Source organism: Aquimarina sp. MMG015, from assembly GCF_018100855.1.
Classification (GTDB): domain Bacteria; phylum Bacteroidota; class Bacteroidia; order Flavobacteriales; family Flavobacteriaceae; genus Aquimarina; species Aquimarina latercula.
In genome coordinates this window covers 116102-128752 of record NZ_JAGJEB010000011.1, presented here as the reverse complement: position 1 = coordinate 128752, position 12651 = coordinate 116102, and the positions used below count along the sequence as shown (strand labels likewise).

General features: G+C 29.9%; 13 protein-coding genes. All 13 read right to left on the bottom strand.

The window, feature by feature from the left end; genetic code table 11:
• Positions 1 to 21: 21 nt before the first annotated feature.
• The 13 genes from J8L88_RS19110 to J8L88_RS19055 all read right to left on the bottom strand — a co-directional run bounded on the left by J8L88_RS19110 (position 22) and on the right by J8L88_RS19055 (position 12628).
• On the bottom strand, positions 22 to 834 hold the full coding sequence (locus tag J8L88_RS19110; protein WP_211061576.1) for a helix-turn-helix domain-containing protein: 813 nt from the start codon (positions 832 to 834) through the stop codon (positions 22 to 24).
• 243 nt (positions 835 to 1077) lie between these two features.
• Complete coding sequence (locus J8L88_RS19105; RefSeq protein WP_027395805.1) at positions 1078 to 1494, bottom strand: DUF6326 family protein; 417 nt, start codon at positions 1492 to 1494, stop codon at positions 1078 to 1080.
• A 292-nt stretch (positions 1495 to 1786) separates the two neighbouring features.
• Complete coding sequence (locus J8L88_RS19100; protein WP_211061575.1) at positions 1787 to 2260, bottom strand: GNAT family N-acetyltransferase; 474 nt, start codon at positions 2258 to 2260, stop codon at positions 1787 to 1789.
• Between the two features lie 333 nt (positions 2261 to 2593).
• The gene (locus tag J8L88_RS19095) at positions 2594 to 3115 is read right to left on the bottom strand and encodes a hypothetical protein (RefSeq protein WP_211061574.1); all 522 of its coding nucleotides are present in this window, start codon (positions 3113 to 3115) and stop codon (positions 2594 to 2596) included.
• Positions 3116 to 3159: 44 nt separating this feature from the next.
• Positions 3160 to 3285: a hypothetical protein gene (locus J8L88_RS23700; protein WP_256439434.1), complete on the bottom strand. Its 126-nt coding sequence runs from the start codon at positions 3283 to 3285 to the stop codon at positions 3160 to 3162.
• Positions 3282 to 4040: a PhzF family phenazine biosynthesis protein gene (locus tag J8L88_RS19090; protein ID WP_247666513.1), complete on the bottom strand. Its 759-nt coding sequence runs from the start codon at positions 4038 to 4040 to the stop codon at positions 3282 to 3284. Before J8L88_RS19090 ends, J8L88_RS23700 begins: the two co-directional genes overlap by 4 nt.
• 67 nt (positions 4041 to 4107) lie before the next feature.
• Positions 4108 to 4635, bottom strand: a complete 528-nt coding sequence (locus J8L88_RS19085) for a sigma-70 family RNA polymerase sigma factor (RefSeq protein ID WP_027395802.1) — start codon at positions 4633 to 4635, stop codon at positions 4108 to 4110.
• A gap of 160 nt (positions 4636 to 4795) precedes the next feature.
• Complete coding sequence (locus tag J8L88_RS19080; protein WP_211061573.1) at positions 4796 to 6223, bottom strand: S41 family peptidase; 1428 nt, start codon at positions 6221 to 6223, stop codon at positions 4796 to 4798.
• A 520-nt stretch (positions 6224 to 6743) separates the two neighbouring features.
• On the bottom strand, positions 6744 to 7823 hold the full coding sequence (gene amrB, locus J8L88_RS19075; protein ID WP_211061572.1) for an AmmeMemoRadiSam system protein B: 1080 nt from the start codon (positions 7821 to 7823) through the stop codon (positions 6744 to 6746).
• A 251-nt stretch (positions 7824 to 8074) separates the two neighbouring features.
• Positions 8075 to 8710: a transglutaminase family protein gene (locus J8L88_RS19070; RefSeq protein WP_211061571.1), complete on the bottom strand. Its 636-nt coding sequence runs from the start codon at positions 8708 to 8710 to the stop codon at positions 8075 to 8077.
• Positions 8711 to 8951: 241 nt separating this feature from the next.
• Entirely contained in the window at positions 8952 to 9329 is a 378-nt protein-coding gene (locus J8L88_RS19065) for a VOC family protein (RefSeq protein ID WP_027395797.1), read from the bottom strand.
• A 137-nt stretch (positions 9330 to 9466) separates the two neighbouring features.
• Entirely contained in the window at positions 9467 to 10369 is a 903-nt protein-coding gene (locus tag J8L88_RS19060) for a helix-turn-helix domain-containing protein (RefSeq protein WP_211061570.1), read from the bottom strand.
• 132 nt (positions 10370 to 10501) lie between these two features.
• On the bottom strand, positions 10502 to 12628 hold the full coding sequence (locus J8L88_RS19055) for a hypothetical protein (RefSeq protein WP_211061569.1): 2127 nt from the start codon (positions 12626 to 12628) through the stop codon (positions 10502 to 10504).
• Between the last annotated feature and the right edge of the window lie 23 nt (positions 12629 to 12651).

Genomic DNA, 12651 nt, shown 5'->3' with positions numbered 1-12651 from the left:
AGAATTGTACAGATTTTACCCTTATGTGAAAATCCAATTTATTTTTTCATCAATTGAGGTTAAATTTTTAAAAAAATCTTTTGGTTTGTAACCAGTAAGTTTATCAAAATCTTTAATCATATGTGCTTGGTCAAAATAATTTGACAAGTAACTTAACTGTGTTAAATTATTTTCTTTTTTGTTTTTTAGCGTTTTCCTAAAACGAACGATTTTTCTAAATTCAGTAGGGGTTTTACACATGTTTTTATTAAAATGTGAAATTAAAGTCTTGTGACTTAAATTACTATCATTTGCGATTGAAGAGATTGATCTATTAGGATTTTCAATTATGGCTTTAATGGCTTTTTCAAGCTTTAATGGCCTATCATTTTTTAGTTTACTAGACCAGTAATTTTCGAGTAGTTTCATTATTTTATCAGATGATGCTATTTTTAGAATTGAACTCATAACATCCATATAATCTAAAAAAGGTAAAAATTGTGTTTTATCTGAGTTACAATAATAATTAAGTGGCCTATTTAAAAAGGCATTCAAACCTAATGGTTTAAAATAAGTTGTAATTTCTTTAACGTAACCCTCATATTGAATCAAAAGAGGATTTGTGAAGCGAGTGTCTAAATTGGAATCAAAATTTAGTATTGAAGAATCTGTAGTTTTTATAAACCTATTTGTTCTAACTACATTTGTATTAGAAGAAATTGACACCATAGAAAAAATACTGGGAAATGTAAAATAAGTTGTTCTGCCTTCTTCTTTTGAATGTGTTAAAATATAAAAACATTCAATGTATTTTTGAAGTTCAATATCTGAAGGTTTAATAATTTCTATGTTCATTAATTAATTTCTTCAAATGTTTACCAACGTTTAATGTATAAGAATAGTGCGGTTTTGTGTGCGAGGATTTTTCGAAGGAAAATCAGGCGTAACAAAATGGTACTAACCTTTGATTAAGCGACTAATTTAGGATTATTTTTATACATAGTTGGCAACGGGCTCTTCTCATTTTAGTGATTAGAATTGATTGTTGTCCTATACTAGAATATTCCAGTACTTTTTTTCTATTCTATGTCCTAATTTTCATGATGAGATGCTTTTTTCTTTAGGCCATTTCCAAGCATACCAAACAATTAAAGCAGTAATAATACTTTCTAAAAACGCTAAAAACACGTAGAATCCATACCATTCCGTATTAGAATTGAATCCAATAAATAACATCATTATTGTAAATAACATTCCAAATGTAATATTCAGAATACGATTTATTTTTGGTTTAAGAATAATTGAAGCAGCAACCATTATGGATGAAGTTGCTAAAATTATTGTTGCAATTAATAATTTGGTAGGGCTGTCTAAAATATTTTCGCCTGTAAGTAAGCTGTCTATTTTACCTGGTGTGTAGAGTTCAAAATAATCTCCATATAAATAACAGAAAGTTGCTGAAGCCCATAATGAAGAAAGTTTGATTTTGATGTTTATTTTTGGATTTTCTAACATGTTTGCTTGGTTTTTAAAGTACTTCTATTTATAAAGACGCAATTTTTTTCTAAATGGTTGCTTATTGTTTTTTCATTTTTGGGTAGCCCCTAGTTTTGGGGTGTTCAATTTCACTTGATTCTGTTTTTTTAAGTTCGAGTGTTTGTGCAGTTTGTAGTTAACATTCAGTATAAGAAACGTAAGGCAGTTGATAGGCAATACGTTTTGGATTGATACTACCCCAAATTTTATAGTTGACGACTTTGTAGATAACCACAAACCTTCGGGAAAGCAGAAACCTCTCTATAATTTTTTATGCATTGTCGGCATTAGTGTTATCTATTCCGTTATATACATTTGGGTTATGTTTTTCCATATAAAATTCAGGATTTGGTATTTCCGTAAACCCAAACTTTTTATAAAGCCATTCAGCAGTATCAGTCAATAAAATCCAGCGCCTTAATCCCTGAAGGTTAGGGTGTTCCATGATTTCCTCTATCAGCCATTTACTTAATCCTTTTCCTCTATATTCTTTTAGGATATAAACATCTCCTAAATATGCAATAGTCGAATAGTCTGAAATTATTCTGGCAAAGCCAATCTGTTTGTTTTCGTAATAAAGCCCAAAATTCAACGAGTTTTCAACGGATGTTTTAAAAGTATTGATTGGGATTCCGTTAGCCCAATCAGTCTCATTTGCAAGGAATTTATGAATGCTCAAAATATCTAATTTATCCTTGTCGGTTGAAATGGTATAATCATTTCTATATGTTTCTCTAATTTTCAATTCAGTTTCCTTAATTAATATCTAATGTTTTGTGTATGATTATTCGCAAGAAAGTATGCGAGTACTTTCTGCCGTTGCTAAAGATAATTAATGCAAGAGAATTTCTGATAGGGAAATTCTGCCGCAATTAATTATATGTCAATAATGCAAATAATTTAAATTTAAGATTATAGGTTATGGGTATGAGAATTAATGAAAATGTTACAACGAATTCATTACATATTAACTGTGATCCTCACTAAGTTTTATGGGTTTTTTTAATGAATTCCTTTCATTAAAGGTGTAACAGGAATTTCTGAGTTTACTTGTTGTTAGCCGTTGTTGATTATTCATTTAGTCCCATAGAGGTTTTGCTTTTTTTGATGAATTAGATTTTTTTGTAAACCAACTTATATCGTGTCTAAATGGTTTTGGCTTCGATGTACTTACAGTATCCTTACCGTAATTAATACTCATTGTGCTAATTAGTCCATTTGTGCTCAAAATCCAATGGGATTGTGATGGCATTAAGGTCATGCTCAGCGTGTCACTCGTTAAATCAGGACGTTGAGCAAGGAATGGTTTAATCTGTGCAAAGACTTCGTCTCCATTTGCAATTGTTATAAATTCTGCATCGACAATATGTTCAACCGTTTTTGTCGAATCATTTCGTCTTCGCGAAGCCCAACCAATTCTAATAGGATTTCCTTTTCTTACATATGAGATTAGTGCCTCTTTGTTACCGAATACTTTGTTTCCATTAGTATCATTTTTGTATTCTAATTTCCATTCCTCAACGATTCTTTTCTTTTCTTCTTTAGTACAACTAATAATAATCAAAGCTATTAAAATGTATAAAAGTGGATTGTTTTTCATATTGTTTGTTCGGTGTTATAAACATCTAAGTTGATAACTAGTTGTTAATCGTCAATTTCGATCTTTAATTGTCTATTGAGTATTCCTTTTCCACCAGCCATTAAATTCTTTATTTCTCCTTCATTGATTTGTAATTTAACAATAATCATGCTTGATGAAGGCTCTTTCATATATTTTCCTTGTTGAATGTGAAAAGTTTTTTTTTAATTTTTAAAATGTCAAATAAATAGCAAGCAAGTGGTCCAGCAGCCATTCCTGTTCCTGACTCTTCTAATATTCCATAGCGAGGAGCAAACATTCTTGAAGTAGCGTCAGATTTTGTGTCGGTAGAGAATACATAGTAACCAATTAAATCAAACTTATCACTAACGTCACTAATCAAATCAAATTTGGGAATTATATTCTTTAAAATTTCATTGTTTTTAACAGGAATGAGTATAAATGAATTCCCTGTATTAACTAATTTAATTGGTGCATTTGGAATCAAGTCTTTTTTCTTTAACCCTAATGATTTTAAAATGATACTTTCTTCGTTGTTTACATCAGTATATTTGGGAACCAATTGTTCCATAAACGCTAAATCTCCAATTATTTCTATTTTTCGTCTCCCATCTATAGTTTCTTTTGAAGAACTATCATTTTTCAATAAACCAATTTGCTTTAAATAAGAAAATGTTGCTACCGTGGCATGCCCACAATGTGCTATTTGTTTAGTTGGGGTAAAGAAATCCAATTTATAGTCTTCTGTTTTAGATTTTGAAACAAAAGCGGTTTCGGATAGACCTACTTTTTTAGAAACTTCCAGTTTATTTTTATCAGATAATTCATCCGCGTTTAAAACTACACCTGCTGGATTACCACCTTTCCCATTTTCTGCAAAAGCATTAAGAACTTGTACTATTACTATTTTTTTTAAACTACCCATTTTGATTTTTTTTAGATGTTATATAGGATAGACGCAATTAGTTAGAAAAAGACGTAGTTTATTTTAATTATTTTTCGAAGTCTATTAATTTACCGGTGCTATCAGATTCTACATTTGGACAATCTAAAATGTTTTCTTTTAAAATTTCTTTAGCTTTTTGAACCCTTGATTTTGTTCCGGAATATGATATTTTTAAATGTTCTGCCAGTTCTTTTTGTGAATAATTTTTAAAAGAAGTTAAAATAATTGCTTCTTTATGTTGAGAAGAAAGGTTTTCTATTTTTTGATTGATACAGTTTGTTAGATTTGAGTAATCAAAATTACTTTTGTCTATTTCAGGAAAATCTAACCCACTTATAGATGTATTTTCATTTTTTACTTTTCGAAAATAATCAATAATAGTATTTCTTGTAATTTGATAAACCCAAGATGTAAGTTTAGAAGAATGGTTTAGTTGATGGATTTTAGTTTGAACTTTCAAGAACACCTCCTGATGAATATCTTTTGATGCTTGCTCATCTTTTATTTTCCCTAAAATGAATTTATAAAGTTCTTCGTGTAAGTCAATCCAGATTGTATTAATCTCAGTTTTCATAGTTTTGGTTTTAGGTTGTTGATAACGTCTAGTAAAAGAAACGTAGGGCAAGTGATAAGTGATACGTTTCGGTTCGGCGACTTTATAAATAAACACAGACTTTTCTGAAAGTTTAAACCGTCCTACGTTTTTTACCTCAGTTTTTTGTCGTGATGTATTTTTACTTGTTTTGTAACTCGTTAATTGCGTTTAAAATATTTTTTTTATCTTTTTCTAAATCGTCAGCAACACTTCTAAAAAAAGTCTGTCTATCATTGGGGTAATTCAATTCATAATTAACAGGAACTCCTATATTTTCATAACATTTATCATTATTATCTGTGTAAATTTCATTAGAAAGAGAAAAATACCAACCGTTTGGTAATGTCTTTTGCAAAGCATCCGAAATTGCTCCATTTGTATGTGAGCCAATACGTTTCAAATTATCTAATTCCATTGAACTCAAAGCCATCATATCAGCTGCACTTGCAGACTGTTGGGAAGTTAATAAATATACTGGTTTTGTATAGGGATTTTTGTCTGCCTCTAAATAAATCGGTGTTTTTATAGTATACTTGTTATTGTGTCTTGCTTTTTTAACAGCGATTTGTTTTCTGACGGAGTTAAATCGTCTCAAAATTTCTAATGATACTACATCATGTCCACCACCATTAAAACGAACATCGATAATGAGATAATTTGTTTCCTTAAGGTCCTGCATTATTGTATCCATTAATTTACTTATTCCATCAACTTCTTCTGAAATTTGCTGTTGATAATTTAAACTATCAAATGCATCCATATATGTTGAAATAAATCCATTTTCTTTGACAAGACTATCGTTTAAATTTAAATCTGCATACAAAAACATTGCTTTGATTTGGATATAACCAACATTGTTTTCCATCTTGCCCCATTTCATAAGCCACGTATCTTTGGTCAAATCCTCTTTAAGATAATAATTTGCAACCATTCCAGCAATCTCAAAATCGCCATATTCTTTCAATTCTTTTGTTTCTTCTTCTGCTAATTCTGGTTGGATTTGATTTTCTGCTAATTTATAAACTTCATCTGTTGGTGTTATCGAACCATGATTATCTTTCAACTTTTCAATCATATCTTCCATAACTATATATAAATCAACCTCTGTACTTTTTGAATTGATTTTATTTTTTGAGTTTATGTAAAGATTGTCCCAATCAATTTTATTCAGTTTGAAATATGCGTAGTGATTTTTGTAGGTATTTGCAAAAACCTCGAAATTATACAAGATGTTGTTTTTATCTTTTGAGTTTTGATTGCAAAAATCTGGAAGCTTTTTTATCCTGAGGTAGCGATATCTGTTAAATCCGCGATTTATGATTAGCGTATCATTTGAAACTTGCATTGAATTTGAGACTTCCGAAACAGTACCTTCTTTTACTGGTAAGCAAGAAATGTCACTTATGTCAAAATATTCATAAGAATTAGCATCTATTTTCAGGATTTCCCCATAACCGATGGATTTCCAAATACCTTTGATTGAGTGGTTTTTATCTTCATTTGGTTTACAACCAATTAATAAAATGACAATTAGTAATAGAGAAGAACTAGTAGTTTTAGTTATCATGTTGTTTATTGATTTCGTACTCTAAAGATTACAATTTTTAATGATTGTTACAGTTTTTCTTAAAATGCACTACAGCATATTGATATAATTATAAAAGGGAGGCATATACGCATTAGTAATTAATTTCGTGTATTGATAATTCGTTGTTTTCCGTCTCTAGTATAAACTGAAAATTCCCTAAACTAAAAATTCAAAATTAAATACTTTTTATAGCTCTTTTGCCATATCAAATGTAAAACTATGTCAAAAAAGTATAAGTTTTTAATGTAGTAGCTGGGCTTTTGGTTATTATGGAAGGTGGCTCTCGGCTATGGTTAGTACGGCAATTAAAATTGCTGAATTTCTACCTTTGACTAGATTATCAACAGTATCATACAGCTGTTTTTATTGTTTATTTCGATTTAATATGCATTACTTGTCTGCTCAAATAAACGATTCTTTCATGGTCGTAATTAAACTGTACTGAGTAATTTTCTTTAAGGCTTCTTTTTTAATTTTAAGACCATTAAGAATTACAGATCTATTCATATTTGATACTCGCATAAGCTACCCAGTGTTTTTGAGTTGCAATAGCTGTAGTTCCCATTCCTAAGTCTTCTACTGTTATAAGCTCATGATCTATACTCGATTGATAATCTAAAAAAGTTCCTTGTAACGGTTTATTATGTAATGCCTGATTTAATTTATTTGCAAAACTCACTCCAAAAGGTACAGAATAACGACCACACCAAACCCATTTGTATTCTTTATAATCATTAGTTTGCACGGTGTATTCTGTAAACGTTTTTATTTTTTCATTACTAATTTCGCTTACTAAACACTTCTCGATAATCTCTATATCTAGAGCTCTAGCTTTTTTAGTGCCTTCATCATCAACTCCAAAAGGTGCTAAATCTCTACCCCATTCTTCATTACCATAATGAACAGCATCGTTAGAAATAACAACTGCTACATCTTTTCCATAGGCAAGATTCTTTTCTTTTAAAATTTTTGACACCACAATAGAAAGATCATTACCTATGACATCAATCAATGAATAATTTATATAGGGTACAAGTATTGGGATAATTTCTAGATTTTTGTTTTTCCGATGTAAAAAGGGCACAATCGCTTCTAAAGAATGTTCTAGTTCTTGCATATCGTTATGAACCAGGTATGAATATTTTGGAAGTTGCTCAATAATTTCAGAGTTTATATCAGACACTTTTAAATCACCATAAGGAGATTTCCAATGTGTAAAATCTCCAAAAATGATTTTGTCTTGAAGATTAAAGTTTCGAGCACGATGAGCAACACCAATGAGAATAATAGTGTTGGCATTAATTCCTTTAAGTGATTCGTAATACAAACGCCCAGCGTATTTGTAATCGTCATGTGGACTTACAGCTGCTTTCCATTGCATACTATTTTTAGAATCCTTAATGCCTAAACGGTTATAAATAGAGTCTAATTGCCAATTATATTTTGTGAAACCAATTGTATCATGCACAGGTCTAACTCTTTTCTCTAATGCTTGGTCTTGTACTTCGTTTTTTACTATTGTTTGGTTTTTACAACCGAAACAACAGATACACATTATCATAACAATGATTAGTCGCATATAAAGTTTTATTTTAAATAACGTATACTACAAAATAATCTTTGATAGAGGTCACGATTTTTGGATATGTTGTCGATTTTTCGATTACTACTCACAGTCTTGGATATAGTTTTTAGCGTTTAAATTAATGATTATTTTCGGATTGAGAACGAGTCAAATTTTTAAATTTGGCGACTTTCTAAACACACGCAGATTTTTCGATTAAGTACTAATTCTCCCTATTTTTTTATAGATTATTAGTCACTGGCTTTTTATAATTTAAATTCAGTAATATTTTCTTTAGTATCAAATATGTGTGGATAATGTTCTTTTGCATTATTTATCATAAACTCTAATGGTACATCTTCAAAATGCCCATAATCATCTAGGTATTCCATAAAAAGATTTCCCTCTGCATTAAATTCTTGTAAAAAAGAATTGTTTTCTCCATCAAATTCCAACGGAGAAACATTACACATTCTACACATAGATTTATTAAAAGCTGGGGATAATTTTAGCCATTTATTATTTAAAAAGACATTCACCATTCCATGTGGTGTTAGCACGTTTGTTCCAAATTTTTCCGTTAACCGTTCTACTCCGATATGATTCTTAACTTTTCCTAAGTGTAATCTTGCAGGAATTCTTAAAGCTCGAAGACAAGCGATCAATATTATAGATTTTTCTACACAATGTCCTTTTGACTTTTTAGCGATAACACTTGCCTTAAAATTCTCTTTTGAAAAGCTAAGATTATAGGGGTCATACCTCCAAGAATCACGAACTTTCAAATATAATCTTATAGTCTTTTCTTTTTTGGATAAAGATTCTATTTTAAATTCAGAGATGAGTTGTTGAATTTCATCACTTTCATAGTCAAAATAATATGTAGATTCTAAATAATCCATTTTTTCATTATTTGCGGTCACATTATTGTTCTTGCTGCTAACGGTTAGTATAAGAAACGTAGGGGAGGCTATAAGCAATACATTTCGGTTTGGTATTACGTCAAATATAATATTTTGCTTTTATCTTTTTTGTTGAAAAATGCCAAATTTCATAGTTGGCGACTTTGTAAAAAAACACAGAACTTTGGAGGTAACACAAAAGCCCTATGTTTTTTTATATCTTGTTGTGTATAGTATTTTATTATTCTGGTTTTGTATAAGTTACAATGTCGATTCCAATTCCATTTGGGTCTTTTATTGCAAAATGTCTGTCTCCCCAAGGTTCGTCTCGGATTTCGATTTCCATTTGGACTCTCTTTTCTTTTAGTTGCTTATAAATTACATCTACATTTTCAACTTCAATAGTCAAATAAGCTCCATTTCCATTAAATGCTGATTGGAAAATTGGTTTTTGGCTTGGGTGGTTCGGTTGTAAAAAACTGATTTCTGCCGAATTATTGGGGGTGTGAAGTAATAAATAAAATTCGTTTTCAAAACTTACTCCAAATCCCAATACTTCTGTATAGAATTTCTTGGTTTCCTGTAATTTTTCAGTGATTATTCCTGCATTAAGTTTCATCTTGTTTGTTGTTTGTGCATTTGCCCAACCTGCTGTAAGAACAAATGCTGTTAATATAAATACTTTCATTGTCAATAATTTTGTTGCTACAAATTTAGGTTTGCAAGAAACCTATACATTGTAAAAATCGGACAAACTTAATGGAAGGCTTCGGAGGGTGTAACTCCGTAATATGTTTTGAAGTTTTTAACGAAATGAGCTTGGTCAAAAAATCCAACATCAAAGTATAACTTGTTTTCTTTTAAACTTTGTTTGGAAGGTTTTGCATTTAAAATATGTTGAAAGCGTACAACATTGCTAAACGATTTAGCTGTTGTTCCTATATAAAAATTGAAAATTCTGCGAAGTTGTCTTGAACTTAAACCTGTATTAAGGTCTTTTTCTGTGTTCAAGTATCCATTTTTTTGGAAAATTAGGTTTAGTGAATCTAAAAAACGGTGGTCATAATGAATATCCTGGTTTTTTGAAAATTCAATTATTTTTTCGTTCATTATTTTTACAATGTTTTCAAATGAATCGGTAGTCGTGATTTGTGAATTTATCCACTCGGAAAAATTAGGTAAAACTTTGTTTAGTTCTTGAGATTGATTACTTAAAATTCTGGCGTTTATTCCGAATAAGTGTGGAAATGCAGAAGGTAAAAAACGAATCCCTATGTAATCAAATTCCTTTCCAATTGGAAATTGGACGAACTTTCTAGAAAATCCCATTATAAAGTTTTCGGTCGGTTGTTTATGGTCAAAATATATGTCGATACAGCCGTCTGAAACTACTCGGTAATTATAATCTTTGTTTAATGGTTTCAGCGTTTTAAGTTGCCAAAAACAATAGATAAAATCTTCAATTTCTTTATTTGGTTTACTCTCTTGATAACTTATTTCATTATCATTAGCCGAAACTGTTGGCTGAATCGGTCTGTAATATTCTTTTATAGTCTTCAGATTATTCACTGCGTTTTTTTTCGCATTATGCACAACGGCTACGGCTATGGTTAGTACGGGAATTGAAATTACTGAATTTCCGATTAAGCACTTAGCCAAAACTTTTTATTTTGTTTTATCTTTTTTGTTGTAAAGCCAAATCAAAAAGATTTGGCGGACTTTGTTACTTGAACAAACTTTTAACTTTATACCAAAACCCCGTATTAACTATAGCCTTTGTTGTATGCCGTTTTACTCTTCATAACGCTTCTTTATTTTATCTTTATAATCGTCCACTTTGTTTTTGTTTAATCTGTTGTAAGAAGCCGTAATTAAACCAATAATTCCAGCTGAAATAAATAAACTTATTCCAAGACGAAACATCCATTGTCGAGTCGAGCTCGTTTCCTTATCTATACTGTCTATAAAATGACTTATATAATTCCAATCTTGAGTTTTAAATGCAAAGCATAGAAGAACTATAATTGATAATATAATAGCCAAAGGTATCCAATAAATTTTCGCTGGTTTTTTAAATTTCCTTAGTTCCTCTTTTTCGTGCAGAGCGTAGTTTGCTTTTTCAAGTTGTTCAATCTTTGAATCTTTTTGATTAATTACAGATTCTTTAGATTGATTGTGTTCTTCTAATTTTTGAATTCTTTTATCACTAGAATCAGCTAGTTTTTCTTGTTTTGACTCAAGTTCTTCTATTTTCTGTTCAAGTATGCTTTTAGATGTTTCGATAGTAATTTGATATAATTCATCAGAATCATTCGTAGTCTGCATAATACGGTCAAACCCTTGTACAATGAGTTGTTCGGTTATGAATGACTGCTGTTCAAAATTTGAAGTGACTTCGGAGATACCAGCTAAAACATTGTGAATGTTTTCACTACTTATTTGTTTTTCAGGTATTGGTAGATTTAGAAAACTTACAAAACTTTTAAAATCATCAGTAGTCCTAGTTTGATAGCGTAATAAAAGACTCATCCATTGACTTGGAATAATGACCAAAGGTGCTTTATTACCTCTCTGAAAATCCCACCTTCTTAATGATTGGTCCATCGAAAGAAAGAATTGCTTGGTATCAAATATGCTATTGTTTTTAGTATTTCGTAATTTTTCAAGTAATAATATGTTTTTTGCATCAAATTCATAGGCAGTACTATTTCCATTAGTACCATTTGATGATTTGTGCGTACTAATTGAAGAAATGTAATCCATTAATATTTCTTGAGTTTCTTCTTCATCTTCTTTTATCACGTTACTGTAGTCAATTTTAATATTGAGACTAGAGCAAAATGATTGATATTTAGCTATTATGTGAGCTTTAAATAGAGTTAAAGAATCATTTTGTTTACCAATTCTCCATTTATAATAAAAGCTATAAATATCCTTTAAACTTGAAAAGTATCGATGTTTGAATAATGATGGATTAACAGTATTCTTAAAAGGTTTGTTTGTTAAACGTTGAAGATAGTAATCTATAGTATCTTTGAACTCCTTATCTGTATATTTTGAAATGTATAGTTCTGTTTTTGATTCTTGAAACCGTTTTAAAAATGTCATTGAACGTTTTTTCCTGTCTTCTCCATTTATTCCTAATGCTCTGAATAAAACATTAGTGTCCAAGTAAAATGTTTTATTTTTTAAGTTATTTATATCAAGACCTAGTTTGGAGTGATTAGATATTAGACAATATTCTATTGCAAAACTTGCAATATCAAATATTGATTTATTTTTCTCAACATTATCCCATTTTAAAAACCCATTAATTAGTTCTCTTTCTTCTGGGCTATAATTATGATTGTCAATGTTTATGAGGGCTTCAATGGTGTTGTCCTTATCAATTAATTTTTTAAAACTTTCTACATTTGATGATAAAATATCATAGAGGAATCTGTATATAAGTTCTTTAAGTTCAGTTGAAGTATCAGGTGTATCGTCTTTAGCAAAATAAACGTCAATAAAATATTCAATTGTGTGTTCGTCTATTTTAGCTTGAATTTGGACTTTTCTTTTTTCCGTTAAAGATAAAATTTGTTTTTCATCAATTAAATCAACTAAAAATGACTCTTGTTTTTGTGCAGAAACGATTTCTTTTAATTCTTCTTCGTCAATGTGTAAATTATAATTTTCTAAAATAAAGTCAATGAGTTCGTGAATATTAACAGAGTCCTTTTCCATTGCAAAAAGTCCAGTCTCTATAATTTTTTTTAATGTTGTTTTACTAGAAACATCGTAATTATTGTCAGCATATAGAACTGCCGAAAGTCTGAAAAGTTGATTCTTTTTATTTGGATTCATATTTTTAGTGTGATTTTCAGAAATGGCATACAACGTTTCTTGTATGTTGCGTTTGCCTGCCGAAGGCGGCATATGCAATATACAAATTGTTGTGT

What these genes read in the sequence shown, in the direction of transcription:
- J8L88_RS19110 (WP_211061576.1), bottom strand. Translation starts at nt 834, where the DNA reads ATGAACATAGAAATTATTAAACCTTCAGATATTGAACTTCAAAAATAC.
- J8L88_RS19105 (WP_027395805.1), bottom strand. Translation starts at nt 1,494, where the DNA reads ATGTTAGAAAATCCAAAAATAAACATCAAAATCAAACTTTCTTCATTA.
- J8L88_RS19095 (WP_211061574.1), bottom strand. Translation starts at nt 3,115, where the DNA reads ATGAAAAACAATCCACTTTTATACATTTTAATAGCTTTGATTATTATT.
- J8L88_RS23700 (WP_256439434.1), bottom strand. Translation starts at nt 3,285, where the DNA reads ATGAAAGAGCCTTCATCAAGCATGATTATTGTTAAATTACAAATCAAT.
- J8L88_RS19090 (WP_247666513.1), bottom strand. Translation starts at nt 4,040, where the DNA reads ATGGGTAGTTTAAAAAAAATAGTAATAGTACAAGTTCTTAATGCTTTT.
- J8L88_RS19085 (WP_027395802.1), bottom strand. Translation starts at nt 4,635, where the DNA reads ATGAAAACTGAGATTAATACAATCTGGATTGACTTACACGAAGAACTT.
- J8L88_RS19080 (WP_211061573.1), bottom strand. Translation starts at nt 6,223, where the DNA reads ATGATAACTAAAACTACTAGTTCTTCTCTATTACTAATTGTCATTTTA.
- amrB (WP_211061572.1), bottom strand. Translation starts at nt 7,823, where the DNA reads ATGCGACTAATCATTGTTATGATAATGTGTATCTGTTGTTTCGGTTGT.
- J8L88_RS19070 (WP_211061571.1), bottom strand. Translation starts at nt 8,710, where the DNA reads ATGGATTATTTAGAATCTACATATTATTTTGACTATGAAAGTGATGAA.
- J8L88_RS19065 (WP_027395797.1), bottom strand. Translation starts at nt 9,329, where the DNA reads ATGAAACTTAATGCAGGAATAATCACTGAAAAATTACAGGAAACCAAG.
- J8L88_RS19055 (WP_211061569.1), bottom strand. Translation starts at nt 12,628, where the DNA reads ATGCCGCCTTCGGCAGGCAAACGCAACATACAAGAAACGTTGTATGCC.